16 protein-coding genes are annotated in these 26,400 nt (G+C 66.9%); 3 read left to right on the top strand and 13 right to left on the bottom strand.

Annotated elements, in window-relative coordinates; all coding sequences use genetic code 11:
* Nucleotides 1–113: 113 nt before the first annotated feature.
* A complete protein-coding gene (locus EAH73_RS15545) occupies nucleotides 114–842 on the top strand; it encodes an ABC transporter ATP-binding protein (protein ID WP_140468140.1) in 729 nt (242 codons plus the stop codon).
* 35 nt (nucleotides 843–877) lie between these two features.
* Here EAH73_RS15545 and EAH73_RS15540 read toward each other — a convergent pair whose 3' ends face one another.
* The 5 genes from EAH73_RS15540 to EAH73_RS15520 form a co-directional block, all read right to left on the bottom strand.
* Nucleotides 878–1,651: a hypothetical protein gene (locus EAH73_RS15540; RefSeq protein ID WP_140468138.1), complete on the bottom strand. Its 774-nt coding sequence runs from the start codon at nucleotides 1,649–1,651 to the stop codon at nucleotides 878–880.
* On the bottom strand, nucleotides 1,648–2,766 hold the full coding sequence (locus EAH73_RS15535) for a Gfo/Idh/MocA family protein (protein WP_140468136.1): 1,119 nt from the start codon (nucleotides 2,764–2,766) through the stop codon (nucleotides 1,648–1,650). The genes EAH73_RS15540 and EAH73_RS15535 overlap by 4 nt, the downstream gene beginning before the upstream one ends.
* 180 nt (nucleotides 2,767–2,946) lie before the next feature.
* Nucleotides 2,947–4,620: a MutS-related protein gene (locus EAH73_RS15530; protein ID WP_140468134.1), complete on the bottom strand. Its 1,674-nt coding sequence runs from the start codon at nucleotides 4,618–4,620 to the stop codon at nucleotides 2,947–2,949.
* 338 nt (nucleotides 4,621–4,958) lie between these two features.
* Nucleotides 4,959–6,188 (bottom strand): alpha/beta hydrolase fold domain-containing protein, encoded by a 1,230-nt coding sequence (locus tag EAH73_RS15525; RefSeq protein WP_140468132.1) that lies wholly within the window; start codon nucleotides 6,186–6,188, stop codon nucleotides 4,959–4,961.
* 117 nt (nucleotides 6,189–6,305) lie between these two features.
* Complete coding sequence (locus tag EAH73_RS15520) at nucleotides 6,306–6,746, bottom strand: hypothetical protein (protein ID WP_140468130.1); 441 nt, start codon at nucleotides 6,744–6,746, stop codon at nucleotides 6,306–6,308.
* Nucleotides 6,747–6,855: 109 nt separating this feature from the next.
* On the opposite strand from EAH73_RS15520, the gene EAH73_RS15515 reads away from it, so the two are divergent.
* On the top strand, nucleotides 6,856–7,764 hold the full coding sequence (locus tag EAH73_RS15515) for an LD-carboxypeptidase (protein ID WP_140468128.1): 909 nt from the start codon (nucleotides 6,856–6,858) through the stop codon (nucleotides 7,762–7,764).
* Between the two features lie 75 nt (nucleotides 7,765–7,839).
* Here the strand turns inward: EAH73_RS15515 and EAH73_RS15510 are convergent, their stop codons facing one another.
* The 3 genes from EAH73_RS15510 to EAH73_RS15500 form a co-directional block, all read right to left on the bottom strand.
* Entirely contained in the window at nucleotides 7,840–8,859 is a 1,020-nt protein-coding gene (locus EAH73_RS15510) for a M28 family peptidase (RefSeq protein ID WP_140468126.1), read from the bottom strand.
* A gap of 190 nt (nucleotides 8,860–9,049) precedes the next feature.
* On the bottom strand, nucleotides 9,050–10,555 hold the full coding sequence (gene cysS / locus EAH73_RS15505; RefSeq protein ID WP_140468124.1) for a cysteine--tRNA ligase: 1,506 nt from the start codon (nucleotides 10,553–10,555) through the stop codon (nucleotides 9,050–9,052).
* Between the two features lie 138 nt (nucleotides 10,556–10,693).
* The gene (locus EAH73_RS15500; protein WP_140468122.1) at nucleotides 10,694–11,884 is read right to left on the bottom strand and encodes an endonuclease/exonuclease/phosphatase family protein; all 1,191 of its coding nucleotides are present in this window, start codon (nucleotides 11,882–11,884) and stop codon (nucleotides 10,694–10,696) included.
* A gap of 98 nt (nucleotides 11,885–11,982) precedes the next feature.
* Here EAH73_RS15500 and EAH73_RS15495 point away from each other — a divergent pair, with 98 nt between their 5' ends.
* Nucleotides 11,983–15,525: a gliding motility-associated C-terminal domain-containing protein gene (locus EAH73_RS15495; protein ID WP_140468120.1), complete on the top strand. Its 3,543-nt coding sequence runs from the start codon at nucleotides 11,983–11,985 to the stop codon at nucleotides 15,523–15,525.
* Nucleotides 15,526–15,656: 131 nt separating this feature from the next.
* On the opposite strand, the gene EAH73_RS15490 is transcribed toward EAH73_RS15495, so the two are convergent.
* The 5 genes from EAH73_RS15490 to EAH73_RS15470 all read right to left on the bottom strand — a co-directional run bounded on the left by EAH73_RS15490 (nucleotide 15,657) and on the right by EAH73_RS15470 (nucleotide 26,201).
* Entirely contained in the window at nucleotides 15,657–16,925 is a 1,269-nt protein-coding gene (locus tag EAH73_RS15490) for an erythromycin esterase family protein (protein WP_140468118.1), read from the bottom strand.
* Between the two features lie 168 nt (nucleotides 16,926–17,093).
* A complete protein-coding gene (locus tag EAH73_RS15485; RefSeq protein WP_140468116.1) occupies nucleotides 17,094–18,440 on the bottom strand; it encodes a PepSY-associated TM helix domain-containing protein in 1,347 nt (448 codons plus the stop codon).
* Between the two features lie 211 nt (nucleotides 18,441–18,651).
* Nucleotides 18,652–21,123, bottom strand: a complete 2,472-nt coding sequence (locus tag EAH73_RS15480) for a TonB-dependent receptor (RefSeq protein WP_140468114.1) — start codon at nucleotides 21,121–21,123, stop codon at nucleotides 18,652–18,654.
* Between the two features lie 368 nt (nucleotides 21,124–21,491).
* Entirely contained in the window at nucleotides 21,492–22,691 is a 1,200-nt protein-coding gene (locus EAH73_RS15475; protein ID WP_140468112.1) for a glycosyltransferase, read from the bottom strand.
* Nucleotides 22,692–22,835: 144 nt separating this feature from the next.
* Nucleotides 22,836–26,201 (bottom strand): carboxypeptidase regulatory-like domain-containing protein, encoded by a 3,366-nt coding sequence (locus EAH73_RS15470; protein WP_140468110.1) that lies wholly within the window; start codon nucleotides 26,199–26,201, stop codon nucleotides 22,836–22,838.
* Nucleotides 26,202–26,400: the final 199 nt, after the last annotated feature.

Here is a 26,400-nt window from a genome sequence, read left to right as displayed (position 1 = left end):
AACGCGGCACCGCGCAGGATGAAAGCGGCCGTGTCGCCTTCCCGCCCCGCGGTGCCACGCCCCCTTCGTTCTCCACATCTCCACAATCTTTTCCACATTCTTCCCCTTCAACCATGCTGCGCATCGAGCACCTTGGCAAGCAGTTTGGGCCCCAGGTGGTGGCGTTGCACGACGTGAGCCTGCAGGTGCAGCCCGGCGAAATCGTGGCCCTGGTGGGCACCAGCGGCTGCGGCAAAAGCACCCTGCTGCGCATCGTGGCGGGGCTGGAGGCGCCCGGCACCGGCCGCGTGCTCATCGACGGGGCCCCCGTGGCGGGGCCCCACCCGGCGGTGGGCTTCCTGTTTCAGGAGCCGCGGCTGCTGCCCTGGCTCACGGTGCGCCAGAACGTGGCGTTCGGCATTGCCCACCTGCCCGCCGCCGAGCGCGCCGCCCGCAGCGCGGGGGCCCTGGCCCGGGTGGGCCTGGCCGATTTTGCCGACGCGTGGCCGCGGCAGCTCTCGGGCGGCATGGCGCAGCGGGCGGCCATCGCGCGGGCCCTGGTGGCGCGGCCGGGCCTGCTGCTGCTCGACGAGCCCTTCAGCGCCCTCGACCCGTTCACGAAAATGGACTTGCAGGAGCACCTGCTCGGCATTTGGGCCGACGACCGCCCCACCCTCGTGCTCGTCACCCACGACTTGGAGGAAGCCCTCGTGCTGGCCGACCGCGTGGTGGTGCTGCGCAGCCGCCCCGGCCGCGTGCACCACACTTTCAACGTGGACCTGCCCCGCCCCCGCCGCCGCACCGCCCCCGCTTTCCAGGCCCAGAAGCAACTGCTGCTGGAGGCCCTGGGCGTGGCGGCGTAAGCGCTCCAGGGAATTCCTATTAGAGCAGGCGGCGATTATTTGCCTTCTCCCCGTTGGTACCAGCTTGCTAGTTGGCGGTGAACCGTCTGCTCGGAAGTGGTATCGGCCAGCAATTGCTGGTAGGTCATTTTCTTAACGTCCAGGCAATAGGTGGTGAGGGCGAGGTAGCCCGCATATTCACGGCTGGCGGTGGTGCCGTCGGCCAAGGCTATTCCCCACTCGTGCGGCGCTGCTTGCTGCGCTTGGCGCAGTTGCTGGACCTGCTGGCGCAAGGGCAGGTAATTGGGGCCCCGGCGGGCGACGTACTCCGCGTAGCCTTCCAGTTTCCACATTGGGTGCTGCGGAATGAGTGGGTTCATTTGCCAGATGCCCAACCGGCGCAGCTGGTAGCAATGGGCCGCTTCGTGGGCGAGCAGTTGGACGAAATCCCATTTGTACCCATTCAAAGCCACGTAGTTGGCTTGAGGATTCGCCTCCCCGTTGAGCACAACGCTGCGGTAGATGCTCCACCCAAACGCGGGGCCCCGCAGCTTCTCCACTAGGCCGGGGTACGCCGACCCGTCGTTCAGGCAGATGTTCAGGCGGAGGGTTGGATCGAACCAGCTGCTTTGCTGATCTATCGCCCGGGCCTGCTCCAGGCGCGGCAGCAGCGCCGGGTCCAGGGGGCGGTTGTGGTAAATGGTGTAGTGGGGCGTCGCCGTCCGGTTGGCGTACAAGAAGCCCGGGTTTAGAACCAGCAGCGCGGTGACCAGCAGCAGCAACGCGCCGGAAGTCAGCAGGGAAAAAGCCCACTTCTTGGGAGTGCTCATGCCAGCGTGACTTTTTGGCCCGTGCGGGCCGCTTGGTAAATGGCCTCGATTACGCGCATGTCCTTGCGGCCTTCCTCGCCGGAGATGTGGGCGGGCAAGGGCGTTTTGGCCAGGATGTGGGCGGCAATGTCGTCGAGCTGCGCCGCCTGTTGGTTGACCACCGGAAAATTGAACGCCGCTTGGCTGGTGCGGCCCTTGAAAGGCCCGTAGCTGAGCGCGGGCTCCAGCTCAAAAAAGCCTTCGTCGGCAGTGGCAAAGAACCGGTCGATGTTGCAGTTGGACGTGCTGGAGGAGGTGCAGACGGCCCCGCTGGGGAAGTAGAGCTGCCAAGTAATGTTTTCTTCCACCTCTTTGAATAGCTGGGGCAGGGTGACCGGCCCGAACTGGGCCGTTACCGCGCTGGGTTCTTCGCCCAGCGTGTAGCGGCCGGCTTGCACGCAGTACACCCCCAGGTTCATGAGGGGCCCGCCGCCGGCCAGCGCCTTTTTCAGGTGCCAATCGTCGGGGCTGATGCCTTCGAGCCGGTAGCCTAGCGAAGCCTCAATGAGGCGCACCTGGCCAAATACCTTGCCCTGGCCCAGCCGTTTCAGCTCGATGTGGTGGGGGTCGTAGTGCAGCCGGTAGCCCACCGCCAGCTGCACCCCCGCCTTCTGGCAGGCCTCGATCATTTCCCGGCAGTCCTTCTCCGTGAAGGCCATCGGCTTCTCCACAATGACGTGCTTGCCTGCCTTGGCGGCCCGCAAAACGTACTCTTTGTGCAGCCCGTTGGGGAGAGTGATGTACACCAAATCGATGGCCGGGTTGGCGCTGATTTGGTCGAAGGTTTGGTAGGTATAGCTGTTTTTGTCGGGGATGTTGTAGGCCCGTTTCCACTCCGCCGCCTTGGCGGGGGTGCCGGTCACGATGCCCGCCAGGCGGCAGTGCTGCGACGCCGCCAGCCCGGTTTTGAGCACGTTGGCGTAGCGGCCCAGCCCGCAGAGGGCGATGTTCAGTTGCCGGGGGGCCCCAAGCGGCGCCCGCGCAGGCGCCATGGCCGCGAGGGGCGGCAGCGCCACCGCGGCCCCCAGCCCCCAGCCCATTTGCTCGATGAAGTTGCGCCTCGAATAAGTGCCCATGCTCGCTAAAAGGTCTTCGGTTATCCGAAAGGTAATTAGCCGTTCCGTTCCTTCGTGAGCAGGGCGCGCAGGTTTCCGGCGCAAGTGCCGGCAGCTATTCAAACACAATGCGCAGCGTAGCCTAGCCGGGGAAGCGCCGCGAGCATGCACTATCTAGTTAATATCTACACAATGAATCGTTTATTCGAATGAACGGTCTTCGCAGCTGGTCGAATCAGCCACGGCGTCAAGTTCTCCCGGCGTGGGCGGTTGCGCGCTGCTGGGCTGCGGCCGCGTGGCCAGCGTGGCACTGAGCGCCTGCGCCTCCGCTACCACCTGCGCCGGGTAGTGCAGGCGCGCCAGCAACCGGATGGCATTGCGCGTGGTGAGCGGCCCGGCTTTGAGGCGGAAGTCGAAATACCAATCCTCATCCGTGACCGTCTCGCAAAAGTGGTATTCGACGAAACTCGATTGCAAGAGGGCCCCCAGCTCGCCGTCGTGGGTGGCCGCCACTACCCAGCTGCGCGGCTGCAAGTAGGCCAGCACGGCCTTGTTGGCGGCGATGCGTTCCTGCGTGTTCGTGCCCTTAAACAGCTCGTCGAGCAGCAGCAGGTAGCTACCGAGGGCCGCGTCGCAGGCCAGCAGCAGCTGCCGCATGGTTTCGGCTTCTACCAAGTAATAACTTTTGCCCGTGGGCAGGCTATCGGCCAGGCTGAGGCTGGTGAGAACGCGGCAAAAAGGGGCGCGGTAGGCAGTGGCCGGGCACGAAGCTATCGTCTGGGCCAGCAGGGCATTTACGCCCAGCGTGCGCATAAAGGTAGTTTTACCCGCCATGTTCGAGCCGGTGAGCAGCACGCCGGGCCCGGCTAAGGTGAGGTCATTCGGCACACACCCTGGCACCAGCGGGTTGTAGGCCGCTTGCATCTGGATGCCCTCGGCCGCCGGCCCAAAGTGGGGCACGCAGGTGGCGTGGCGCTGGCGGAAGCTAGCCACCGCCAGGGCGCAATCGACGTAGCCCACGGCCTCAAAGACCGTCCGAATCGCGGGCGCGTGCTGCTGCACCGCCACCCGGCAACGGGCGTACAGCAGCACGTCGAGCAGCAGCAGCATCTTGAGCAGGTCGAGCACCAGCGAGACGGCGGCAGCCATGTCACTTTGCAAAGTGGCTTCCACATTAAAGAACGTTACTTGCCGCACGAGGGCCCCTAGTTGGGCCAGGGGCACGGCCAGCAACTGCAGCGGCCGCAGAGGCAGGGCTGCCCGGTGCAGCGCTCGGCCTGCCCGACGCAAGCGGCCCAATTGCAGCAGCGGGCGAACAGTGCGCTGAATCCGCGGGCGCTGCCAGAAATGAAACACCGCATTGGTGAGGGCAAACGCCAGCGTACCCAACCAGAGCGCGGGCAGCCAAAAGCCCCCAAGCAACGTGGCCAGCAGCCCCAGCGCGAGCAGCGGCGCAAAGCGCGCGCCGGGCAGCGTGGGCAGGGGCTCCCCCTGCAGCAAATCGGTCAGGTAGTACGCCTCGTGGGCCGTCAGCTGGTCTAGGGCGAGCAGGGCTTGCCCGCGGGCCGCGGGTTGCTGCGCCAGCAGGGTGGCGGCGGCATCAAACTCGTGCAAGGCAGCCTCGTCGGCGAGTGGGCTGCGCAGGCGGTGGTACAGGCATTGCTGGCCGACCGGGCTCACCGTGGCATCGAGCAGTCCGAAGAGCAATTCGCCGTTCAGGTCCTCCCAGGTTTGGTCGGGCAAGCGCTGGTACGCGGGCTCGTGCTGCACCTGGTTGTAGTAGCGGGCCACCACGGGGAAGTGGCGGGAGCGTGCAGCCGGCTGGTGCCAAGCCGCCTCCAAGCGGCGCAAGCGCTTGCGGGAAGAAGTCCACATGAGGAGCAGGGGCAGCTACCCGGGCGTGGGGGGTGAGGTGGTACCGCGGGTAGTTGCGGGCCGCGCAAAAAGTAGCTCAGCAACCCTCATCAAGGAAAGTACCACGTTGGGCGTAGCAGCTAGCCGGGCCAAAACCGCCGCAGTTCCAAGCCGTACCCAGCAAGCAATATTATTACTAGTGAGCCTTTTACACGATCAGGAATTAAGTACTTGACCGCCCTGGGGCCCCAGACGCGCTGTTCCGACAATTTGTCTTAGGCCCCAGGTTTTCGAAAGCCCTGTGCTAGCATTTTGTCCAGGGCCCTATTTTTTAGCCGCGCGCCGGCAGTGCCGCGGCGCTACTCGAACACGATGCGCAACGGGGCCTGGCCCGGGAAGCGCAGCGAGTACACGCCGGCCGTGAGGGCCCCGCGCGCCACGCGCAGGTCGGCGGTGCGGGAGTCGAGGCGGCGCACCACGCGGCCGGTCATGTCCAGCAGTTGGGCTTCGCCGAGCTGGCGCCAGGCGGCGGGGATGCTGAGCTGCACGGCGTCGGTGGCGGGGTTGGGGTAGGCTTGGGCCTGGGGGCCCTGGGCGGTGGCGCGGGCGGCCAGCACGGTGCCGGTTTGCCGCAGCAGGGGGCGCAGGAAGTCGCGCATCGTCCAGAACGCCGTGTCGGCGTAGGCGGCGTTGGTTTCGAACGGGATGTGGCCCGCGCCCTTGAGGGTGCGCAGCGTGTTGGTGATGCCCAGGGCCGCGGCGCGGGGGTTGAGGCGGCCGCTGCCGTACACGTACTTGGGCGGCAGGCTGGACCCGATTTTACCCTGGAGGTACGGCACCGTGCGGTCGGCGGTGCCGTGCACGCTGCACAGCGGGGCGTTGCCGGCCTCGATGTAGCTGGGGGTTTGGGTGGCGCCGCTCAGGTTGAGCACGGCCAGCGGGAGGCTGCTGTAGCCGGCGTTGCCGCTCTGGCCTTCCACGCCGCCCAGGCTGGCAATGTTCGCGTAGGCCGGCACTTCGCTGTCTTTGTCCAGGTAGCCCACTTCGAGGGCCGCGAAGGCCCCGGCCGACGAGCCACCCACGGCGATGTAGTTGGGGTGCGCGCGGTAGGTTTTGGCGGTGGCCGCGTCCTGGCGGAAAAAGCGCACGGCCGCTTTCAGGTCCTGGCCGCCCCGGATGGCAGCTTGCGCCAGGCCCACCGTGTCGGTGAACGCCAGCGGGAAGCCCGTGAGCGGAAAGCCCAGCCGGTACTCAATGCTGGCCGTGACGTAGCCGAGCCGGGCGAGCCGGGTGCACACGGCCACCATGTAGGGGTCGACCCTGGAGCCCAGCAAGAAGCCGCCCTGGTGGGCAAAAATGATGACCGGCCGGCGCTTCACCGTGTCGCCCTGCGGCTGGTAAATGTCCATCAGCAGCGTTTGGGTTGTGCCGGAGAAGGTGGGGGCCGAGCCGTAGGTCACGTTGCGGGTCACGTCCACGTTGGCAAACACGGGCTGGTAGTAGCGGGCGCGGGTGGTGTCGATTTGGGCCATGGCGGGGGCCCCGGCGGCCAGCAGCCACAGCACCACTAAGAGTAAGGTTGCTTTCATTATCAGAAGAAAAAAGCGTGAATAACCAAGATTAACGACCTGTGGAGCTGCTTATTGACTACTCCGGCCGCAAGGTGGCACACGGCAGGTAAATAACGGCTAAAGCGCCGCCGACGCTTAGCGCCGCCGGCGCAGCGCCCGGGCCACGGCGCCGGCCACCACGCCGCCCACCGTGTACCACGCCACGGTCATGGCTTGGGTTTGGGGGGTGCGGGCGCTGGGCGCGCTGCCCAGGCCCAGGGGCCCCGGCAGCACCACGCCGCCCACGCCGGCGGCCAGGCCCAGCAGCAGGCCGCGCCGCTGGGCGTGTGGGCCGCTGCCCACCAAGCTGTAGTAGAGGGCATTGCCAGCAATATCGCCGACCATGGTGAGGAAGTAGGCTTCTTGGTCGCCGGGCTGGTCGGCGTCGGCTTTGGCCAGCAGCTGGCGCAGGGCCCGCTCGCCGAGCAGGTCCATGCGGGGCGCGTCGTGGGGGCGCAAGCGGCGCACGGTTTCGTGGAGGGCGGTGAGGACCAGGGCCCCGGCGAGGCCGGCGGCGAGGGAAGGCAGGATTTTCATAGCGGAAGCAGTGGGGTGCCTGGGGCAAACGGGGCCCCGGCGGGCGGGGTTGCCGCGGGCGGGGCGCGGGGCGGCCGTTATTTTGCGGGCCCTTTTCCCTGGTTTCGTTATGCCGATTCTCTTTCCGCCGCCGCTGCAGGCCGGCCAGCGCGTGGCCATTGTGGCCCCCGCCCGCAAAGTGCCGCCCGCCGACCTGGCCGGGGCCCTCGCCACCCTCGCCGGCTGGGGCCTGGAGGTGGTGCTGGGCGCTAGCATCGGGGCTGCAAGCCACCAGTTTGCCGGCGACGACGACCTGCGCCGCCGCGACTTCCAGCAGCAGCTCGACGACCCCAGCATCCGCGCCATCTTCTGTGCCCGCGGCGGCTACGGCACCGCCCGCATCGTGGACGGGCTTGACTTTGAGCAATTTGCGCAGCATCCGAAATGGGTGGCTGGCTTTTCCGACGTCACCGTGCTCAACTGCCACTTGCTGCGCCGCGGCTTCGCCAGCCTGCACAGCCCGGTGCCGGTGCTCTTCAACCAGCCCGGCGGCGAAGAGGCGCTGGAAAGCCTGCGCCACGCCCTGTTTGGGGCCCCCGATGCCGGGCTGGTGGCCCCGGCGCACCCGCTGAACCGGCCCGGCACGGCCACTGGGGCCCTAGTGGGCGGCAACCTGAGCCTGCTGCACACGCTCACCGGCACGGGCTCGCAGGCCAGCTTTGCGGGCCGGATTCTGTTCCTCGAGGACCTCGACGAGTACCTCTACCACATCGACCGGATGCTGTTGCACCTGCACCGCAGCAGCCAGCTGGCGGGCTTGGCGGGCTTGGTGGTGGGCCACTTCTCGCAAATGCACGACAACGCCGTGCCCTTCGGCCACTCGGCCTTGGAAATCATCAACAACTACGCCCAGCTGTACAATTTCCCGGTCGGCTACGGCTTCGCCGTGGGCCACGAGGCCGATAATAGGGCCCTGGTAGTGGGCCGCGAAGCCACCCTAACGGTAGATGCTGCCGGCGCCCGGCTGACGTATTCTTGAGCCAGCGCTGGCCAGCCTTTCACAAAAAAAGCCCCGCGTTGGCGGGGCTTTTTTCTTATAAAATGCAGTAGCTCATCAGTCCACGTACAGGGTTTGCAGCATCGTTTGGCCCACCGCTTTTAGGGTTTTGCGGTCGATGATGCTCATGTTGTCGGCGGTGGCGTGGTGGTAGGCGGGGAAGATGTCGACGCTGTTGTTGTAGTGGTAAATGTCGATGGTGGGCACGCCGGCCTTGTTGGCGTACACGTGGTCGTCGGTGATGCCGCCGGTGTCTTGGTAGCGGAAGTAGTCGGAATAGCCGAGGCGGGCGGCCGTGTTCCAGATTTTATTTAGGGGCCCCAGGGCATTTTCGCGCGAGGTACCTTCGCGGGTGAAGACGCCGCCCTTGGCGCCCACCATGTCGAGCAGCACGCCGTACTCGGCCTTGTAGTTGGCGGGCAGCAAGTGCGCGGCCCAGTACTGCGAGCCCAGGCACCACGACGAGTTGCCGTTGGTTTCGTCCAGCTGGTCCTTCAAATCGGCCTGGGTGGTGGTTTCGTAGCCCCAGTCCTCGGCGTCGAAGAAGATGAAATCGACGCCCACGGCGGGCGCCAGGCTGTCGGGCTGCTGGCTGAGCACGCGGGCCATTTCCAGGCCCACGGCCACGGCGCTGGCCCCGTCGGAGGCGCCGTCCATGGGCGCGTTCTTGTGCACCTTGTCGGCGTCGGCAAACGGGCGCGTGTCCCAGTGGCCGAAGATGGCCACCCGGCGCGCGGCCTGCGGCTGGTACTGGGCAATGATGTTGCGGCCGTGGATGCTGGTACCGTCAAACGTCATGGCGTCGAACGGCTGCTCCAACACCTTCAGCTTGTAGCTTTTCAACTTGGCCACCAGCCAGTCGCCGCAGGCAATGTGGGCCTTCGTATTGGGCACCCGGGGCCCAAACGCCACCTGCTTGGCCGTGAAGGCGTAGGCCGAATCGGCGTTGAATACCGGGGCCTTGGGCAGCGCGGCCTCGGGGGCGGCGTCGGTGCCGGCGTCGGGGGTTTTGCTGGGGCAGGCGGTGAGCAGCAGCAGGCCCGCCAAAGCGGCCAGGGGAAGGCGAAGGGAACGCATGGGTTGAATTAATCAGGTCAAGTCGGGCAGCGGAACAGTCATGCGGAGCCCAGTGGCGTTGAAGCACCTCCGTCGCAGCAGCAACCCTGATTGGTGGCGCAGTAGAGATGCTTCAACGCCGCTGCGCTCCGCTCAGCATGACGGCCTTTGGTACAGATTTTACGCTTGTGGCAAATTTCGCGCCGGGGCCCTACTCTTCGCTGTAAGCCCATTCCACGCCGGCCTTGGTGTCTTTGATGACGATGCCCTGGTCTTTGAGGGCGGCGCGAATCACGTCCACTTTGTCGTAGGCTTTGTCGGCCTTGGCTTCGGAGTAGAAGCCCAGGGTGAGGGCCAGCAGCTCCTCGGCGTTGGCGCGGGGCTCATCGCGCAGGCCCAGCACGTCGGCCACCAGGGCCCGGTAGGCGGCGGTGGCAGCGGCCATGGCCTCGTCGGACACGGCGGCGCGGGCGGCGGGCGTGGTGGCCAGCGCGTTGAACTTGCGCAGCAAGTTGAACAGCGCCGCAATGCTGCGGGCCGTGTTCAGGTCGTCGTCCAGGCCCACCCACAGGTCGGCGGTGAGCTTGGCCAGCTCGGCGTCGCCGGCGGCGGTGTCGGCTGGGGCCCCATCAGCGGCGGGCGCGGCGGGGGCTTCCAGCTTGGCCAGCAGGCGCAGGCCGTTCATCAGCTTGCGGTAGCCTTTGCGGGCGGCTTGCAAGGCATCGTCGCTCACGTCTACGGGGCTGCGGTAGTGGGCTTGCAGCAGGAAGAAGCGCACCACCATGGGCGAGTACCCCTGGCTGAGGCCGCCGGTGGGGCCCACAAACAAGTTGGTGAGGGTAATGAAGTTACCCGTCGACTTGCTCATTTTGGCGCCGCCTACGGTAATCATGTTGTTGTGCATCCACACGCGGGCCTCGTCGGTGTGGCTGTGGCTGCCCTGGCTCTGGGCAATTTCGCACTCGTGGTGCGGAAACATCAGGTCGAGCCCGCCGCCGTGGATGTCAAATTCAGCGCCTAAGTACTTGCGGCTCATGGCTGAGCACTCGAGGTGCCAACCAGGAAAACCATTTCCCCAGGGCGAGGGCCAGCGCATGATGTGCTCGGGCGAGGCGTTTTTCCAAAGGGCAAAGTCGAGCGGGCTGCGCTTCTCGTCCTGGCCGGCCAGCGTGTCGCGGGTGCCGGCGAGCTGGTCCTCGATGCTGCGGTTCGAGAGCTTGCCGTAGCGGTGGTGCTCGTCGTACTTGGGCACGTCGAAGTATACCGAGCCGTTCACCTCGTAGGCCAAGCCGTTGGCCATAATCTCTTCAATCATACCGATTTGCTCGGTGATGTGGCCGCTGGCCTGGGGCTCGATGTCGGGCGGCAAGCAGCCCAATTGGGCCATGTGGGCGCGGTAGCGGTTGGCGTAGTGCTGGGCCACTTGCATGGGCTCGAGGCGCTGGGCGCGGGCGGCTTTTTCGAGCTTGTCCTCGCCGGTGTCGGCGTCGCTTTCGAGGTGGCCCACGTCGGTGATGTTGCGCACGTAGCGCACCGTGTGGCCGAGGTAGCGCAGGTAGCGCGTGAGCACATCGAACACCACGGGGCCCCGGGCGTTGCCCAGGTGGGCCTCGCTGTACACGGTGGGCCCGCACAAGTACACGCCCACCACGGGCGGCTGAACGGGCACGAAGGGCGCCTTGGCGCGGGTAAGCGTGTTATAAAGCGAAAGAGCCATGAAGGTCAGGAAATCAGAAAGCGAGCAATCGGGCCCGGGAACGGTTTGTTTCGTTCGGGCGGCCGGCGGCGCAAAGTTCGGCATTTTGTGCGCTCCGCACCGCGCGGCGACCGGGCGCCCCGGCAAAGGCCCGGGGCCCTATTTTGGGGCCAACTGATACAAGGCTTCCACCGGAAAGTGGTCGCTCCACAAAATCTCGTCGTGCACGCGGCAGCCCAGCACTTGCCACTGCGGGGAGGCAAACTGCTGGTCGATGCGCAGGCCGGGCAGGCGGCCGTGGTAGGTGGCGCCCAGGCCGAGGCCGGTGGCGGCCCAGGCGTTGGTGAGGGCCCCGGCGAATTGGTCGTAGGGGTACGAGTAGGGCAGGTCGTTGAAGTCGCCGGCCAGCAGCACCGGGTAGGGCGAGCGGCGCACGCGGGCCAGCACGGTGTCGGTTTGGCGGGCGCGGGCCACGGCCCCGTTGCGGAAGCGGCGCAGCAACCCCGGGGCCTTGTCGCGCAGGCCGGCCTTGGTGGTGGAGGCGTCCACGATGTCGCCCTCGGCCAGGCTCATGCTTTGCAGGTGCAGGTTGAAGACGCGGACGGTATCGGGGCGGGGCCGGCCGGTGCCTTCGGGGCCCGCGGGCCGGGCCAGGTCGGCCCACATGGCGTGGTTCTGGCTGAGCTTGCCGAACGGGATGGTGCCGCGCCGCACGATGGGAAAGCGCGAAAAAATGGCCAGCCCAAACTCGGCCCCGATGCGGTTGGTGAGGCTCGTGCTCACGAAAGCGTGCCGCCCGCTGCCGCGCCCCAGCCGCTCGGCGCTGCGGAAAACTTGCCCGTTTTCGCGCGAGCCGCGGGGCTCGTTGTAGAACTCCTGGAGGCAGAGCACGTCGGCCGGGCTCTCGGCCAGCCAGGTGATGAAGGCCTTGGAAGAAGTGAAGTCCGGGTCGCGCAGCTCGGCGTACACGTTGAAAATGCGCACGTTGGCCGAGAGCAGCCGCAGGGCCCCGGGCGCGGCGGCAGGCAAAAATTCAGCGAATGAATCAGGGCCCGGGGCCCCATTTTGGCCGGGCCCAGCGGTGTTGGCGTCCGGCCAGTGCATGGCCAGCCCGCGCTGCACGTGGGGCCAGCACAGGGCCAGCGCCACGGCCGGCAGCAGGGCCACGCGCCAGTCGCGCCGCAGCCAGTACAGGGCCAGCGCGGCCGTTAGCAGCAGGGCCCCGGGCACCGTGAGGGCCCCAAACATGGCCGGCCACCACGTGCCCGCCGGCACCCGCTCGCAGGCAATGGCGAGCACGAGCCAGGCCAGGGCCAGCAGGGTAACTTTAAAAGCAAACGAACGGCGCACGGCCCAAGCACTGATGAGCGGCAAAGGTACTTCGGGGCGCCGCCCGCTGGGCCCCGAGTCCGGCGCGGCGGCCTTATATTGAAGCCCAATTTAGTGCTATGAAACACTTTTTCTCGAAACGGGGGCGGCAACTGTTTTTATGGGGCGCTGGGCTCGCGGGGTGGGCGGCGTTGGCGCCGCTGGCCGCCGCACCGCGCCCGGCACCGGCCGTGGCCGTCCGGTCGGCCCCCGGCGCGGCCTCGCTCGAATTTGTGGAGAACAAGGGCCAGTGGGACGCCCGCGCCCGCTACGCGGCGGCGCTGCCCAGCGGCCGGCTGTTTCTCGAAAATGCGGCCCTCACCTACCTCTTTGTGGACCCCGCCGCGCTGCCGCGCCACCGCGGGGCCCCGGCCGAAACTGCCCCCGCCCTGCCCGGCGACCAGGTGGCGGGCCATGCCTACACCGTGCACTTCGAAGGGGCCAGCCGGCAGGCGCACCCGGTGGCCACGGGGCCCACGGGCGAGGTGCGCAACTACTTGCAGGGCAGCGACGCCAAGCGCTGGGCGCGCAACGTGGGTAGCTTCCGGCGGGTGCAGTACGCCGGGCTGTGGCCGGGCATCGACGCGGCCATTTACGAAAACGCGGGCCAGCAGCTGGAGTACGACTTCGCCCTGGCCCCCGGCGCCGACGCCGCCCGCGTGGCCCTGCGCTACGAGGGCGCCCAGGCCGTGGCCCTCGACGCGGCCACCGGCGACCTGGCCATTACCACCGCCGTGGGCCGCGTGGCGGAGCTGGCCCCCCAAGCCTGGCAAACCGACGCCCAGGGCCGCCACCAGCCCGTGGCCTGCCGCTACACGCTCAGCGGCAGCACGGTGCGCTTCGCCCTGGGGCCCTACGACCACGCCCGCGCCCTGACCATTGACCCGAAGGTGATTTTTTCGAGCTTCACCGGGTCCACCGACGACAACTGGGGCTTCACGGCCACCTACGGGCCGGCGGGCAACCTGTACTCGGGCGGCATTGCCTTCGGGCCCGGCTACCCGGCCACGCGGGGCGCGTTCCAAACCAAGTTTGGGGCCCTGTGCGACGTGGCCCTCATCAAGTACAACACCCAGGCCACCGGCCCGGCGGCGCGCGTGTGGGCCACGTACCTGGGCGGCAGCGGCACCGAGTTTCCGCACAGCCTGGTGACCAACGCCTTGGGCGAAGTGGTCATCCTGGGCAGCACCGGCTCAACTAACTTCCCCACCACCGCGGGGGCCCTGAGCCGGCGCTTCGGCGGGGGCACGGAGCTGGAGCCCTTCCAGGGCGGCAGCTCGGCCGACATCCTGGCCAACGGGGCCGACATGTTCGTGGCCCGGCTCAGCGCCGACGGCGGCACGCTGCTGGCCAGCACCTACCTGGGCGGCAGCGGCAACGACGGCGTGCTGGACCCCGACCCGGGCGTGCCCGCCACCCAGCGCCTGGCGGCCAACTACGGCGAGGCCTTCCGCAGCGACGTGCTGCTCGACGGCGACGGCAACGTGTACGTGGCGGCCAACACCAACTCGCCCAACTTCCCCGGCCTGGGCGCGGGCTTCAACGGCACGTACCGCGGCGGCACTTCCGACGGCGTGGTGTGCAAGCTGCCGCCCGGCCTGGGCGCCGTGACGTGGGCCAGCCTGCTGGGCGGCAGCGGCGCCGACGCCGCGTACTCGGTGCAGCGCGACGACGCGGGCCGGGTGTACGTGAGCGGCGGCACCACCAGCCCCAACTTCCCGGCCACCGCCGGGGCCTACCGCGCGGCCCGGCCCGGCGGCGTCGACGGCTTCGCGGCCCGCATCAGCGCCGACGGCCGCACCTTGGAGCGGTCCACCTACGTGGGCACGGCCGGCTACGACCAAGCGCAGTTTTTGCAGCTCGACGCGGCCGGCAACGCCTACTTGCTGGGCCAAACCCTGGGCGGCAACTTCCCCGTCACGGCCGGCCTGTACACCAACGCGAATGGCAGCCAGTACATCCAAAAGCTCGACGCCGACCTGAAAACCAGCCTCTACAGCACCGTGTTTGGGTCGGGCACGGGCGTCAACATCGTGCCCACCGCTTTCTTGGTTGACGACTGCGAGCGCATTTACGTGAGCGGCTGGGGCGGCAGTACCAACTCGGGCAACCTGGGCGGCAGCACCCGCGGCCTGCCCGTGACGGCCGACGCCGCCCAGCGCACCACCGACGGCTCCGACTTCTACCTGGCCGAGTTCCTGCCCGGCATGGTGGGGCTCGACTACGCCACGTTTTTTGGCGAGGCCGGCGGGCGGGGCGAGCACGTGGACGGCGGCACCTCGCGCTTCGACAAGCGCGGCATTGTGTACCAGGCCGTGTGCGGCGGCTGCGGCGGCACCCAGGGCTTCCCGGTGCCGCCCGGCGCCAACACCTACACCAACCGCAACGGCAGCGCGAACTGCAACAACGCGGCCTTCAAGATGGACTTCCAGCCCGAAGTAGCCGACGCGGGGCCCCGGCGCGCCCTGTGCGCCAGCGCCGCCCCGGTGGCCCTGGGCGGCACGCCCGCCGGCGGCGTGTGGAGCGGCCCGGGTGTGCAGCGCACCGCCGGCGGGGGCTACCAGTTCGTGCCCAGCGCGGCCGGCCCCGGCGCCTTCGTGCTCACCTATAAAGTCACTACCTCCGGCATTTGCCAGGCCACGCTGCGGGTGCGCTACCAGGTGGCGCCGGCCACCGTGCCGGAATTTGCCGCGGTGGGGCCCCGGTGCGTGAGCAGCCCGGCCGTGGCACTGGTGGGGGCCCCGGCGGGGGGCACCTTCAGCGGGCCGGGCGTCACGGGCAACACGTTTTCGCCCCAGGTGGCGGGCGCGGGCACCCACACCCTCACCTACACCGTGGCCGACTCGCTGGCCTGCGGCGCGGCCACCCAGCAAGTAGTTGTTACCAGCCCCGTGCAAGCCTTTGCCAGCCCCGACACTACGCTGTGCGCCGACCAGCTGCGGCCGTTCCAGCTGCGCGGCAACCCGGCCGGCGGCACCTGGAGCGGCCCGGGCGTGAGCGCCAGCGGCCTGTTCACGCCGCCCAACACCCAAAACCGAGGCGGCACCTTCGAGCTGACGTACGCCGTGACGCAGGGCGTGTGCCAAACCACGGCCGTTCGCCGCGTAGTACTGGCCCCCGCCAGCCTCACCGACGTGCCCCTGAACCTGCCCGTGTGCGCCGCCGCGCCCCAGTACGCCGGCCTCGCGCCGTTCGACTGCGTGATGATGCCAGCGCTGGCCGGCGGCACCTACAGCTGGGACTTTGGCGACGGCAGCGCCGCCAGCACCGAGGCCGCGCCCACGCACCGCTACGAGCGGGCCGGCACCTACCGCATCAAGCTCACGGCGCGCTACGCGGGGTGCGAGGTCATTACGCAGTTTGCGCCGCTGGAAGTGGGCGACGTGTTCGTGCCCAACGTCATCACCGCCAACGACGACCAGCTGAACGCCACCTTCCAGCCGCGCTTCACCTGCCAGCCGGCCAGCCTGAAAGTGTTTTCGCGCTGGGGCCAGGAGGTGTACGCCACCGCCGACTACCACAACAACTGGGACGCCGCCGGCCTGCCCGCCGGCCTCTACTACTACCTGCTGCGCGACGCCGACGACCGCCAGGTGAAAGGCTGGGTGCAAGTGATAAAATAGGGCCCCCAGCGAGCCAGCCGCGGCGCGGGTCAAGCCGTTGCCCCGCGCCGCGGCTAAGGTTGCTTCCACCCAATTGCCCCAACCACAAGCCATTTGGGGCCCCGGCAGCCGGGGCCCCAAATGGCAGGGCCCTACTCTCTTTTTTTCGTGGCCTGCATCTCGCGGATGAAGAACAGGCCGTCGTACGCCAAATTCCACGCAACCGGCGAAATGTGGGCCGGTGGCAAGGCATGCCCTGGGCTTTTCATCGAGAAAGGAGCCGTTGGGTTGTTGAATTGCTTGTTGTAGGGGGTAAAGTCAAGAAAACCGTAGGCCATGCGCGCGGGTATCCAAGTTTCTAGGCCGTCCTTCTCCGGCAGCGCAACCGGGTACGGCGCCGTGCCCAGCCGGCCGGCGGTGCCCTGGTAGGAAGCAAAGCCCAGCACGTACGTCTGCCGGGCCCACTGCGGGTCTTGCACGAAATACTCGCCCATTTTTTGGCGAATCACTAAGTTAAAGACCCGGCCTTTGCCGGGCTGCTGGTCCGGGTATCGCATAATGTGGGCATTGGCGGCCCAAACGATGACTTTTGCGCCCCGGTGCTGCGTGGTCATCAGAAATTTCAAGTTGTCGGCCATCGCCTTGTCCCGGGCCGGCAGCGGGTAGCTCCGCACGATGTACGCTTGCAGGCTGGCTATCACGCGCGGCCAGGCAGAGGCGTCGTGGGCAGCGAGTTGGGCTTGGCTGATGAGTTGCAGGCCATTGTCCAGGGCCTTGCGCATATCGGGGCGATACGCTGCGGGCTTGGATTCCTTATCCAGCAGCCCTTGCACTGCCGCCAAAAACGTTTGGTAGGCGGCGGCCGAAGGGAATTTGCGGTCCATCCCTTGGCTAACCAGGTAGCCATCCAGGTCGCGCCGGAGATGCGTAAGGCTGTATGTCGCGTAAAGCTGCGAGTCGAAGCCGCTCACCTGGAGCGGGCTGCCGGTCTGAAAGCTCTGCGGGATGTACTGCTCAAGTAAGTAGCGACAATCTGCACTACCCACCCAGTTATAGTAGATGTTCTGCCGCAAAAAGTGCCGGATGGAATCCGGCTGCTTGGCCAGTTTATCCCAGCCCGCCGTCAAGCTGTAGAAGTCGCCTTCGAAGGCCAGCACGGTGAAGCCCTTGCGCTCGTGCAAGTACTTTATCAGGCGCGTCTTGGCCTGAAACGTGGGGCCGTCGCCGTGGTCCTGCTCGCCCAGCATCACCACCCGGGCCTCGCCAATGGCCTGGCCAAAGGGCGCTAAGTCCGCGTAGTCGTCGGAGGTGGCATCGAGCGTGGCGATTGGCACCGTATTCGCCGCCACGTAGGAGCGGACGTCTTGCCCAAACGCGGTGGCGCACAGGAGCAAGCCGGCAACCGTACTAAGAAATTTCATCGGTAAGCGGGGTGCGTAATAGTAACTATCCAAAGCAGGCCGTGCCGAACGCCGCCGAAGCAGCTTGCCCGCCGCAGTAAACCTAATTACTTGCGCGGGCAAGCTGCTTCGGCGGCGTTCGGCACGGCCATCAATAAAAACCCAAGCCGCCCTTGAGCGCTGGGGCCCCTAGCCTACCTCCACGGCCAGCCCACGGGGCGCGCTTTTCTTCTTCGATTTGCGCGTGCGGTTCAGCCACAGGATGGTGCCGGAAATGGGGAACGTGGCCCCCAGCAACACGATGACGAAGGCCAGCACCTTGGTGGGCCAGCCAAAAATGGCGCCCGTGTGCACGGGCTTGAACAAGCCCCGGATGCGCTGCCCCAGCGGCTGCTGGGCGTAGGTGGTTTGGCGCAGCACCTGGCCCGAGTAGCGGTCGAAGTACACGTCGTCGGTGGCGCGCTCGGTGAGGGCCCCGGGGCGCAAGCTGCTGACCTGGAGGCTGCCGGTGGGCTCCTTGGGCAGCTGCACGGCGTAGGTGAGGGCCCCCGGGGCCTGCTGGCGCGCCGCGGCCAGGGCCGCATCGGCCCCAAACGCGGGCCCTTTTTCGGCCGGCACGGTGGAGGTGGGCGGCTCGGGGCGCTGCTGGGGCGAGTGGGTGACGGTGTTGATGGTTTTGCCCACCCAATCGAACGACATGCCCACGCCCGTGAGGGCCATGATGAACAGGAAAACCGAGGTGTAGAAGCCAAGCACGATGTGGAAGTCGTGGTTGAGGCGCTTCCAGCTGCTGCCCCACTTCACGGTGAGGCGGGCGGTGAGGGCCTTGCGCGCGGCCGGCCACCACAGCACGATGCCCGTGCCCAGGATGAAGAGGAAAATGATGCCGTTGATGCCCATGATGAGCTTGCCCACGCGGCCCGCCACCAGCCCCCGGTGCAGCTGCTCGATGAAGTGAAAGAACGAATCCTGGGGCTTCAGCTCGCCCACAATGGCCCCGGTGTAAGGGTTCAGGAAGAGGCGCGGGCCGCCCTTGCCACCTTTGCCGCCCGGGCCACCCTTGCCGGCAGGCCCCCCGGGGCCCCGGGCTTCGGCAGAGCCAGCCATTGCGCCGCGGCTTTCGGCCCGGCCCTCGCCGCGGCCTTGCCCGCCGCGGGGGCCCTCGCCGGCCGTTGCGCCGCGGCCCTCGCCGCGCTGCGCTGCGTTGCGGCCACCGCCTTCGCCGCTGCCTTCGCCTTTGCCGCCGCCCTTGGGGCCGCCGCCGGCCAGGCTTACTTCCACGGTGCGGGTGGGGTCGGCGTAGAGCTTGAAGCTGCTGAGCTGGGCCTTGGGCTTGGCGGCGCGCACGGCGGCGGTGAGCTGGGCCAGCGACAGGCGGGGGCCCCCGGCCGGCGCCACGTAGTAGCGCGCCGGGTGCCAGAGGTGCTCCAGCTCCTGCTCAAACACCAGAATGGAGCCCGTGAGGCACACCATGACCAGAAACAGCCCCGAGGCCAGCCCGAGGTAGAGGTGAATGCGGCGAAAAAATACTTTCATGGCGAACAGATTTTTCAGCAAATAACCCACCGGCCGGGCCGGTGGGTCAAGTGATTAAGGACAAACGGGCGAAATGCCGCGACGGAGCGCTCACCTTCGCCGCCTAGCCTGTACCGCCAAGCTGTGCTTGGCCTTGCCCCAGGGGCCCCAGGGGCAGCATAGGCAAGGCCAAGCACAGCTTGGCGACAAGCTGGGGGCCCTAAAAACGGCCCTAGAAGTGGTAGCCCACCGTGGTGAGGAACTGCCGGGGCGGGATGGGGTTGATGCTGTAGCGGTCGTGCACCAGGTAGCTCAGCTGGTTGGTGACGTTGGAGAGCTTGGCCAGCAGCGAGAAGTGCCCGTAGCTGTAGCCCGCGCTCAGGTCGAGGGTGGTGAAGCCGCCCAGGGCGATGAGGCGGTTGAAGGCCGGGGCCTGGCCCACCGTGTTGTTGTTGCCGCCCAGGCGCTGGCCGGTGTAGAAGGCCGAGGCCCCCAGCTTGAGGCCCCGCAGGCCGGGCTGCACAAAGGTGTAGAAGAGGGAGGCGTTGGCGGTGTGGGTGGGGTTGTTGGTGAGGCGCTCGCCCTCCACGGGGCTGCCCGTCACGCCGGCCGTGTTGGTGTAGCGGGCGTAGTTGTAGGCGTAGCCCACGTTGAAGTACAGGTTGGTGGCGAAGCTGCCGCTGAGGTCCACGTCTACCCCGTCGCTGGTGGTTTCGCCGGTCAGCTCCTTAATGTTGGTGTTGCCGTTGGGCTTGCCAAACTGGTCGAGGGCCGCAATTTGGGCGAAGTTGCCGTTGCGGTAGCGGTACACGGTGGCGTTGGCAAACAGGCGGCTGCCGAACAGCTCCGTCTTGGCCCCGGCCTCGTACTGGTTCACCAGCGAGGGCGACAGGTTCTGAAGGAAAATATCGGTGCCCGTGTTGACGATGAAGTTGTTGGCGTAGCTGGCGTAGAACGACACCGTGGGCAGGGGCTGGTAAATCAGGGCCCCCTTGGGCGAGTAGGCCCGGTCCACCTTGTCGGCGGCCACGCCGCCGCGCTCGCGGCCCTTGTCGAGGTTGGCAATGGTGGTTTGCCGCGTTTTCTGGTACGAGTAGCGCACGCCGGCCAGCACCTTAAACTTGGGGCTGAGGGTAATCAAGTCCTGCACGTAGGTGCCGAAGCGGTACGAAGGCGAAGTGGTGCGGGCCGTGTCGATGATGCCGGGCACGTCCAGCCGCTCCACGTACTTCGAGCGGTCAATGATGTTGATTTTGTCGTACGCCGAGCCCACCTTGCCGCTGGCATCCTGGTACTTAAACGTGGTGGTGGTGCTCACGATGCGCAGCGCGTCGGCCCCCACCAGCAGCTGGTGGTGCAGGAAGCCGGTATCAAACTTGCCGTTCAGGTTCAGCTGGGCGTTGTAGTCGCGCTCGCTGGTGTTCACGGCGCTCAGGGTGCGGGTGTAGTCGCCGTTGGCGGCGATGGTGTTGTTGGGCACGGCCGCCCCGAAGCCGTGCACGCGGGTGTCCTGCACGCCGGCAATGGCGCTCAGCCGCCACTGGTCCGAAAAGCGGTGGTTCAGCACCGCCGAGCCGCTGGCCTGGTCCGTCACGTTGTAGGCCCAGTTCATGTTGATGAAGCGCGCGCGCGGCGTTTCGTCCGGCAGGCGGGCATCGGTGTTCTGGTTGATGATGCCCACGCCCGCATCGGGCGTGATGTTGGAGCGCAGGTAGTCGCCCTGCACGAGCAAATCGGTTTTCTCCCCGAATTTGTAGAGCAGCGAGGGGTTCACGTACAGGCGCTTCTGGGTCACCACGTCGCGGTAGCTCTTGGCGTTTTCGTAGGTGCCCACCACCCGGAAGGCCAGGTTTTTGGTGAGGGGCCCGTACACGTCGATGATGGGCTTGTAGAAGCCGTAGCTGCCGGCGCGCATCTCCACCGAGCCGCCCCAGTCAAAGCGCGGCTTTTTGGTGACCATGTTGATGATGAGGCCGCCCGATACGTTGCCGTAGAGCAGGGCCGCCGCGCCCTTCAGTACCTCCACCGATTCGAGGGTGCTGGCATCGGGAAAGCCCTGGGTGTTGGAAACCAGGCCGTTCTTGAAGATGCTACCGCCCGCGCCGCCCACGCCGATGCTGGAGCCGCGGGCCGAAAACGTTTCGGCCACGCCGCCGCGCTGCTGCGTTAGCGACACGCCGCTCACGTTGCGCAGCGCATCGCCGAGGCGGTTCACCTGCTGGTCGGCCAGCACCGTGCGGCTCACCACCCCGATGCTCTGGGGCAAGTCGAGGGGCGCAATGTCGCCCTTGCTGGCCGTGGCCGGCCGGTTGATGGTGCTGGCGCCCGTCACCACCACTTCGTTCAGCTGGGCCGCGCTTTCGCTCAGCGTAAAGTCGGCCTGGGTGGTTTGGCCGGCCGCCACCGCCACGGTTTGCTGCTGGGGCTGCAAGCCCACGAACGATACTTGCAGCACGTGGGGCCCCGGCTCCACGCCGGTAATCTGGAACGAGCCGTCCTCGGCCGTATTAGCGCCCTTGCCCGACTTCGGGATGCCCACGCTCACGAAAGCCGCCGGCTTGCCGTCGCTGGTGCGGATGATGCCTTTGATGGTGCCCAACCGCTGGCGCACGGGGCTGGTGGTAGCCCCAGCCGGGGCCTGGGCTTGCGCCAGGGCCGGCAAAAAGGAAGTAACGGCTACCGTCAGGAGTAAGAGTTGGCGCATCTATTTATTTAGAATGATTCAAAACTTTGACAAAACTAGGTCTTTGTTTAGATATATTCCAAATAATATTTAGGGTGGCTTAAAACAAGGTGGTCCGGCGAAGCCCTTTGGGCAATTCGCCGGACCACTCTCCCGGCAAAACGGGGCCCCGGGGCATCACCAGCGTGGCCCGACGACGGAAAAAGTCGCCGGACCGCCCCGCCTTGGCCTACCGACTGTTCAATCAAGATAGCGCTACACCACACGTCCCTACTGCGCTAAAAACAGCTTTCCACCCCTAAGTAGTCGTGCTGAGCGCAGCCGAAGCATGACGGCCTTTTGTTCGTTTGCTTGTTGCCGCTAGTGCCCCACGGGGCCCCTAAACTGCGCTACGCCACCACTTCCGCGTACAGGGCCCAGAAGGCCGCGCCCACGGCGGCGGGGCTGCACCGGGCCTCGGCATCGGCCCGCAGGCGGGCGGCGTCGAACTGCCCGGGGCGGGCCAGCACCTCGGCCAGGGCCCCGGCCAAAGCATCCTCATCGTCGGGCGCGACGAGTAGGCCGAAAGCGCCTTCGGGCGCGAACAGCTCGGGTACGCCGCCCACGCGGGTGGCCACCACCGGCCGGCCGCAGGCGCGGGCCTCCAGCAGCACCACCCCAAAGGTTTCGGCCCGGCTGAACGAGACCAGGGCCGTGGCCTGCGCCATTTCGGCCGCCACGGCGGCGTGCGGCAGCTTGCCCAAAAACACCACGGTGCCGTCGGCCAGGAGGCCCAGCGCGGCAGCGCAGTGGCGCAGGGCGGCCTCGTCGGGGCCATAGCCGGCCACCCGCAGGCGCAGGCCGGGCCAGGCCGGGCGCAGGGCGGCCACCGCTCGCAGCACGCCCGAGAGGTTCTTCACCCGGTCGTGGAAAGCGGCCACGTGCAGCAGGCGGCGGGCCTGGTCGGGGCTGGGGGCCCCGGCCGGACTGGGCCGGAATAAGTTCGCATCCACCACGTTGGCGATGACGGCCGTGCGCGGGGCGCGGGCACCCAGGGCCCCCAGCGCATCGGCCAGGGCCCGCGACACGGCGTGCAGGGCCCCCGCCCGCCGCAGCACCGCCCGCGTGAGCCACCGCCGCGCCCAGCCCACCTGCGCCGCCCGCGCCGGCAAGTACAGCGTCCAGTGCTCGCTGACGAGGTAGGGAATGCCGTGGCGCGCCTTCAGCCACCAGGCGGCCAGGCCGGTGCGCAGCAGCACGTGGGCGTGCACCAAATCGGGGGGCGCGCCGGCCCAGTGGCGGCGCACGGCCCGGTAGCCGCGCCGCTGGCAGGCCAGCCACAGGCCCAGCTTCAGCACCTTGTCCAGGGGGCCCCAGCCGGTGGGGCGGGCGCGGTAGTAGTAGCGCCAGGTGGGCACGGGGCCCGTTTGGTCAATTTCTTCCTCGATGAAGCCAGCTAGGGGCCCCCGCGCCACGGCGGCAAACACCACCGCCACCTGCGCCGCCGGCCCGGCCGCCGCCGCAATGGCCGCCACGTGCCGCTCCACGAAGTCGCCGTCCTGGTCGTCGTAGCGGTGCGGGTACCACTTGGGCAGGTGCAGGATTCTCATGAGGGAAGCCGAAGGAACCGCCGCGCGCGGGGCCCCGGCCAGGCGCGCCGGGGCCCCAAAAGTAAAGCCCGCCGTTGCGGGCGGGCTTTGCTTTTGGGCCGGGCGGGGCGGTCGGGTCCGCCGCGGCTAACCTAGAAGAGCGGCTTAGAACGAGTAGCGCAGGCCCAGCTGCCCCTGCCACCGCGAGGCCAGCTGGTCGATGGCGTAGGTGGCCGGCGAGCCGTTGTAGGTAAAGGCGGGGCGGTTGAAGGTGCCGGCGCTGTAGGTGGTCGAGATGTTGCCGGCAGCGTCGGCGAAGGCCACCTGCGAGAGGCCGGTGCCGAGCGTCGAGTTAAAGGTGTTCGGCACGAAGTACTGGCGGCCCCAGTTCTTGTTCAGCATGTTGCCCACGTTCACCACGTCGAACGAAATCTGGATGGTGTGGCCGGCGGGGGTTACGCCAGCGGCGTTGGGCGAGAGGTTGCCCAGGCGGGTTTCCAGCATGAAGCGCACGTCGGCCTGGTCGTTCCAGGGGGTGCGGGCGCCGTTGCGCTCGGCGTACTGGCCGCGGCGGGTTTTCAGGTAGGGGTCGTTGTCGATGAAGCTGCTCAGGGCGGCGTACTGGGCCCCGGAGGCCTCTACGGTGTAGGCGGCCGTGGAGCTGGCGCGCGACACCAGGGTGATGTCGGCGGCCGAGCCGGGGATGTAGGCCAGCTGCACGTTCTGCTGGCCGTTGCCGAAGAAGTTGTTGTTGTAAACGTAGGTGAACGGCGAGCCGCTGGCGAAGGTCAGCACGGCGGTGGCGTAGGCCGTGAACCGCTCGCCCACGTTTTTGTGCAGGTTCAGCGAGCTCACCACGCGGTGGCGCAGGTCGAAGTTGGAGTAGGCCAGGCCGGGGTTGTTCACGTTCAGGGCCGGGTTCAGCTCCCAGTTGCTCTGGGGCGAGTTGCGGATGCCGTTGCTGATATCCTTGCTCTTGCCGTAGGTGTAGGCCACGTTGGCGTCAAAAATGTTGGCGAACGTTTTGCCGAGCGAGCCCGTGAGCTGGTAGCGGTAGCCCTGCTGGGTGTTGGTGAGGAAGAAGGCGTTCGAGAAGGCCGTGTTCACCTTGGTGGCAGCGGTGGTGGTGCCGGGGAAAGTGTAGCCCGAGTAGCGGGGCGTTTCGGTGGGGCCCTGGGCGAAGTAGGTGGCGTTGTCGATCAGGTTGATGTTCGCAAACTTCACGTCCTGAATCACTTTTGTGTAGAGGCCTTCCACCGAGGCGCGCACGCCGCCGGGCAGCTTCAGGTCGAGGGCCAGCGACGAGCGCCACACCTGGGGCATCTTGAAGTTGTTGTCGATCAGGTTCACTTCCGTGGTGCTGCGGGCCGAGGCGGGCAGCTGGGCGTAAATCTGGTTCGGGTCCTGGTTCAGCAGGTACTTGGGGCCCGTGGTGGAGGTGCCGCTGGGCTGGATGTTGTTCAAATCCACCGAGTTGTAGTTGATGCCGTTGTTGTAGTAGGCATAGCCGAGCCAGGCAAACGGGATGCGGCCCGTGAACAAGCCCGTGCCGCCGCGCAGCACCACGCTCTGGTCACCCTTCACGTCGAAGTTGACGCCCAGGCGGGGCGATACTTGCACTTTGCCCAGGATGTTGTTTTTCAAATCCGTCCAGTTGGTGTGCTGGTAGGTCTGGTTCAGGGTGCGGGCGTCGTTGGCGGGGTTATTCACCAGGCCCGCGTTCAGGGCCGGCGGGGTGGGCAGCGAGCTCAGGTCGAAGCGGATGCCGGGGCTGATTTTCAGGCGGTCGCTCACCGTCCACTCGTCCTGCAGGTAGGCCGAGTACAGGTTGATGTTGAACTGAGCCGAGGGGTTGTTGTAGTTGTTGGCGTAGCTGTTGTCGGCCACGTTGTAGGTGCCGCGGATGCGGTTGGGCTGGTCGGCAAGGAACTGGGCTACGTTGTTGTACTCGATGCGGCCGTTCCAGGAGTTGATGAAGCCGTAGTCCACCTTGTACAGCTCGTTGTGGGTGCCCAGCGTCAGGGCGTGGGCCCCGGTGTAGTAGGTCAGGTTGTCGGTAATTTCGAAGGTCTTGGTGCGGGTGTTGAAGATGCTCGCCTCGCGGTCCGAGCCCAGCAGAATCTGGTTCGAGCCCAGGTAGCCGTTGCTGGCGTTCAGGCCCACGTTGTTGATTTGCACGGCCGGGAACACGCTGGCTTGGCCGCCCAGCAGCGAGCGGTAGTCGTGGATGTTGGTGTAGCCCAGGATCAGGTTGTTGGAGAGCTTGTTGCTGAAGTTCGACTTCACTTCCAGCACCGTCGAGTTTTGCAGGTTGTTCTGCACAAAGTCCTGCGAGCCAAACTTGAACAAGCTGTTGGAGCGCTCCAGGTTGGTGGCTTCCGACTTCACGTAGTTGTGGCGCAGCGTGATGCTGGTTTTATCGTCCACGTTCCAGTCGAGGCGGCCAAACAGCTTGTTGCTGTTGGCGTAGATGTTGTAGTCGCCGTAGGCCCCCACGTTGTAGTTGTAGGTGTCTTGCAACTTGCTGGTGATGGCCTGGGCCAGGTCCAGCGACACAGGCGAGCCAGGGGCCCCGGCGGCGTAGAACTGGGGCTCGTTGCGGCGAGCAATTTCGTAGTTGCCGAAGAAGAACAGCTTGTTCTTAATGATGGGGCCCCCGAGGCGCACGCCGGTCTGGTAGTCGTGGTAGGCCGAGCCGATTTTGGTGTCGGCGCCGTCGATGCTGCGGCCCGTGATGCCCTGGTTGCGGCCGTAGCCGTACACCGAGCCGTGGAAGTCGTTGGTGCCCGAGCGGGTCACGGCGTTGATGGAGCCGCCGGTGAAGTTGCCCAGCTTCACGTCAAACGGGGCCACCTGGGCCTGAATTTCCTGGATGGCGTCGAGCGAGATGGGGTTGGCGCGGGCCGAGCTACCGGGTAGGCCGCTGGTGCCGCCCTGGCCGCCCAGCGAAGGCGAGAAGCCGATGGCGTCGTTGTTCACGGCCCCGTCGAGGGTGATGTTGTTATAGCGGAACGAGCTGCCGGCAAACGAGCCGTTCGAGTTGCGCGGGTCGAGGCGGGTGAAGTCCTGGATGCTGCGCGAAATGGTGGGCAGCTGCTGGATGGCGGCGCGGCCCACGTTGGTGCCGGCGCCGGTTTTGGTGGCTTCCGTGTTGCCCACCACCACTACTTCGTTCAGCTGCTGGGTTTCGGTCACCAGCACCACGTTCAGGCGGGTGGTGTTGCCCAGGGTCAGGAACACGCCGCCGATGGTCTGCTCCTTGTAGCCCACGTAGGTCACCGTCACGCTGTAGGGCCCGCCGGGGCCCAGGTTCGGAATACTGAAGCGGCCGTCGGGCTCGGTGCCGGTGCCGCGCTTGACGCCGGTGGGCACGTTGGTGGCCACCACCGTCACGCCAATCAAGTCTTCGCCCTTGTCAGAGGTCACCTTGCCGCCTATGGCCGAGGTGGTTACCTGCGCACGGGCAGTCGTCGTCCAGGCCAGGAGCACAAGCAGGAGGCCACGAAAGAAAACAGTACGGTTGGGGAGCATAAAATGCGGGGTTGGTTTCGGCTACAAAGTTCCGGCCCGCATTTGGCCGATTTCAGGAATGCATGTTGCTTAATCGTTGTGTTATTAACATAGGCTTCATCTATTGGTAACATTGGCTGGGGCCCCAGCAGCCCGGCCTAGGGCCCCCGGCCCGCCGTGCCGACCTTTGCCCGCGCCGCGCCGGGGCCCCCGGGCCCAC

Origin of the sequence: Hymenobacter nivis (assembly GCF_006439025.1) — a bacterium.
Taxonomy (GTDB): Bacteria; Bacteroidota; Bacteroidia; order Cytophagales; family Hymenobacteraceae; genus Hymenobacter; species Hymenobacter nivis_A.
This window is presented reverse-complemented; position numbering and strand designations above follow the sequence as displayed.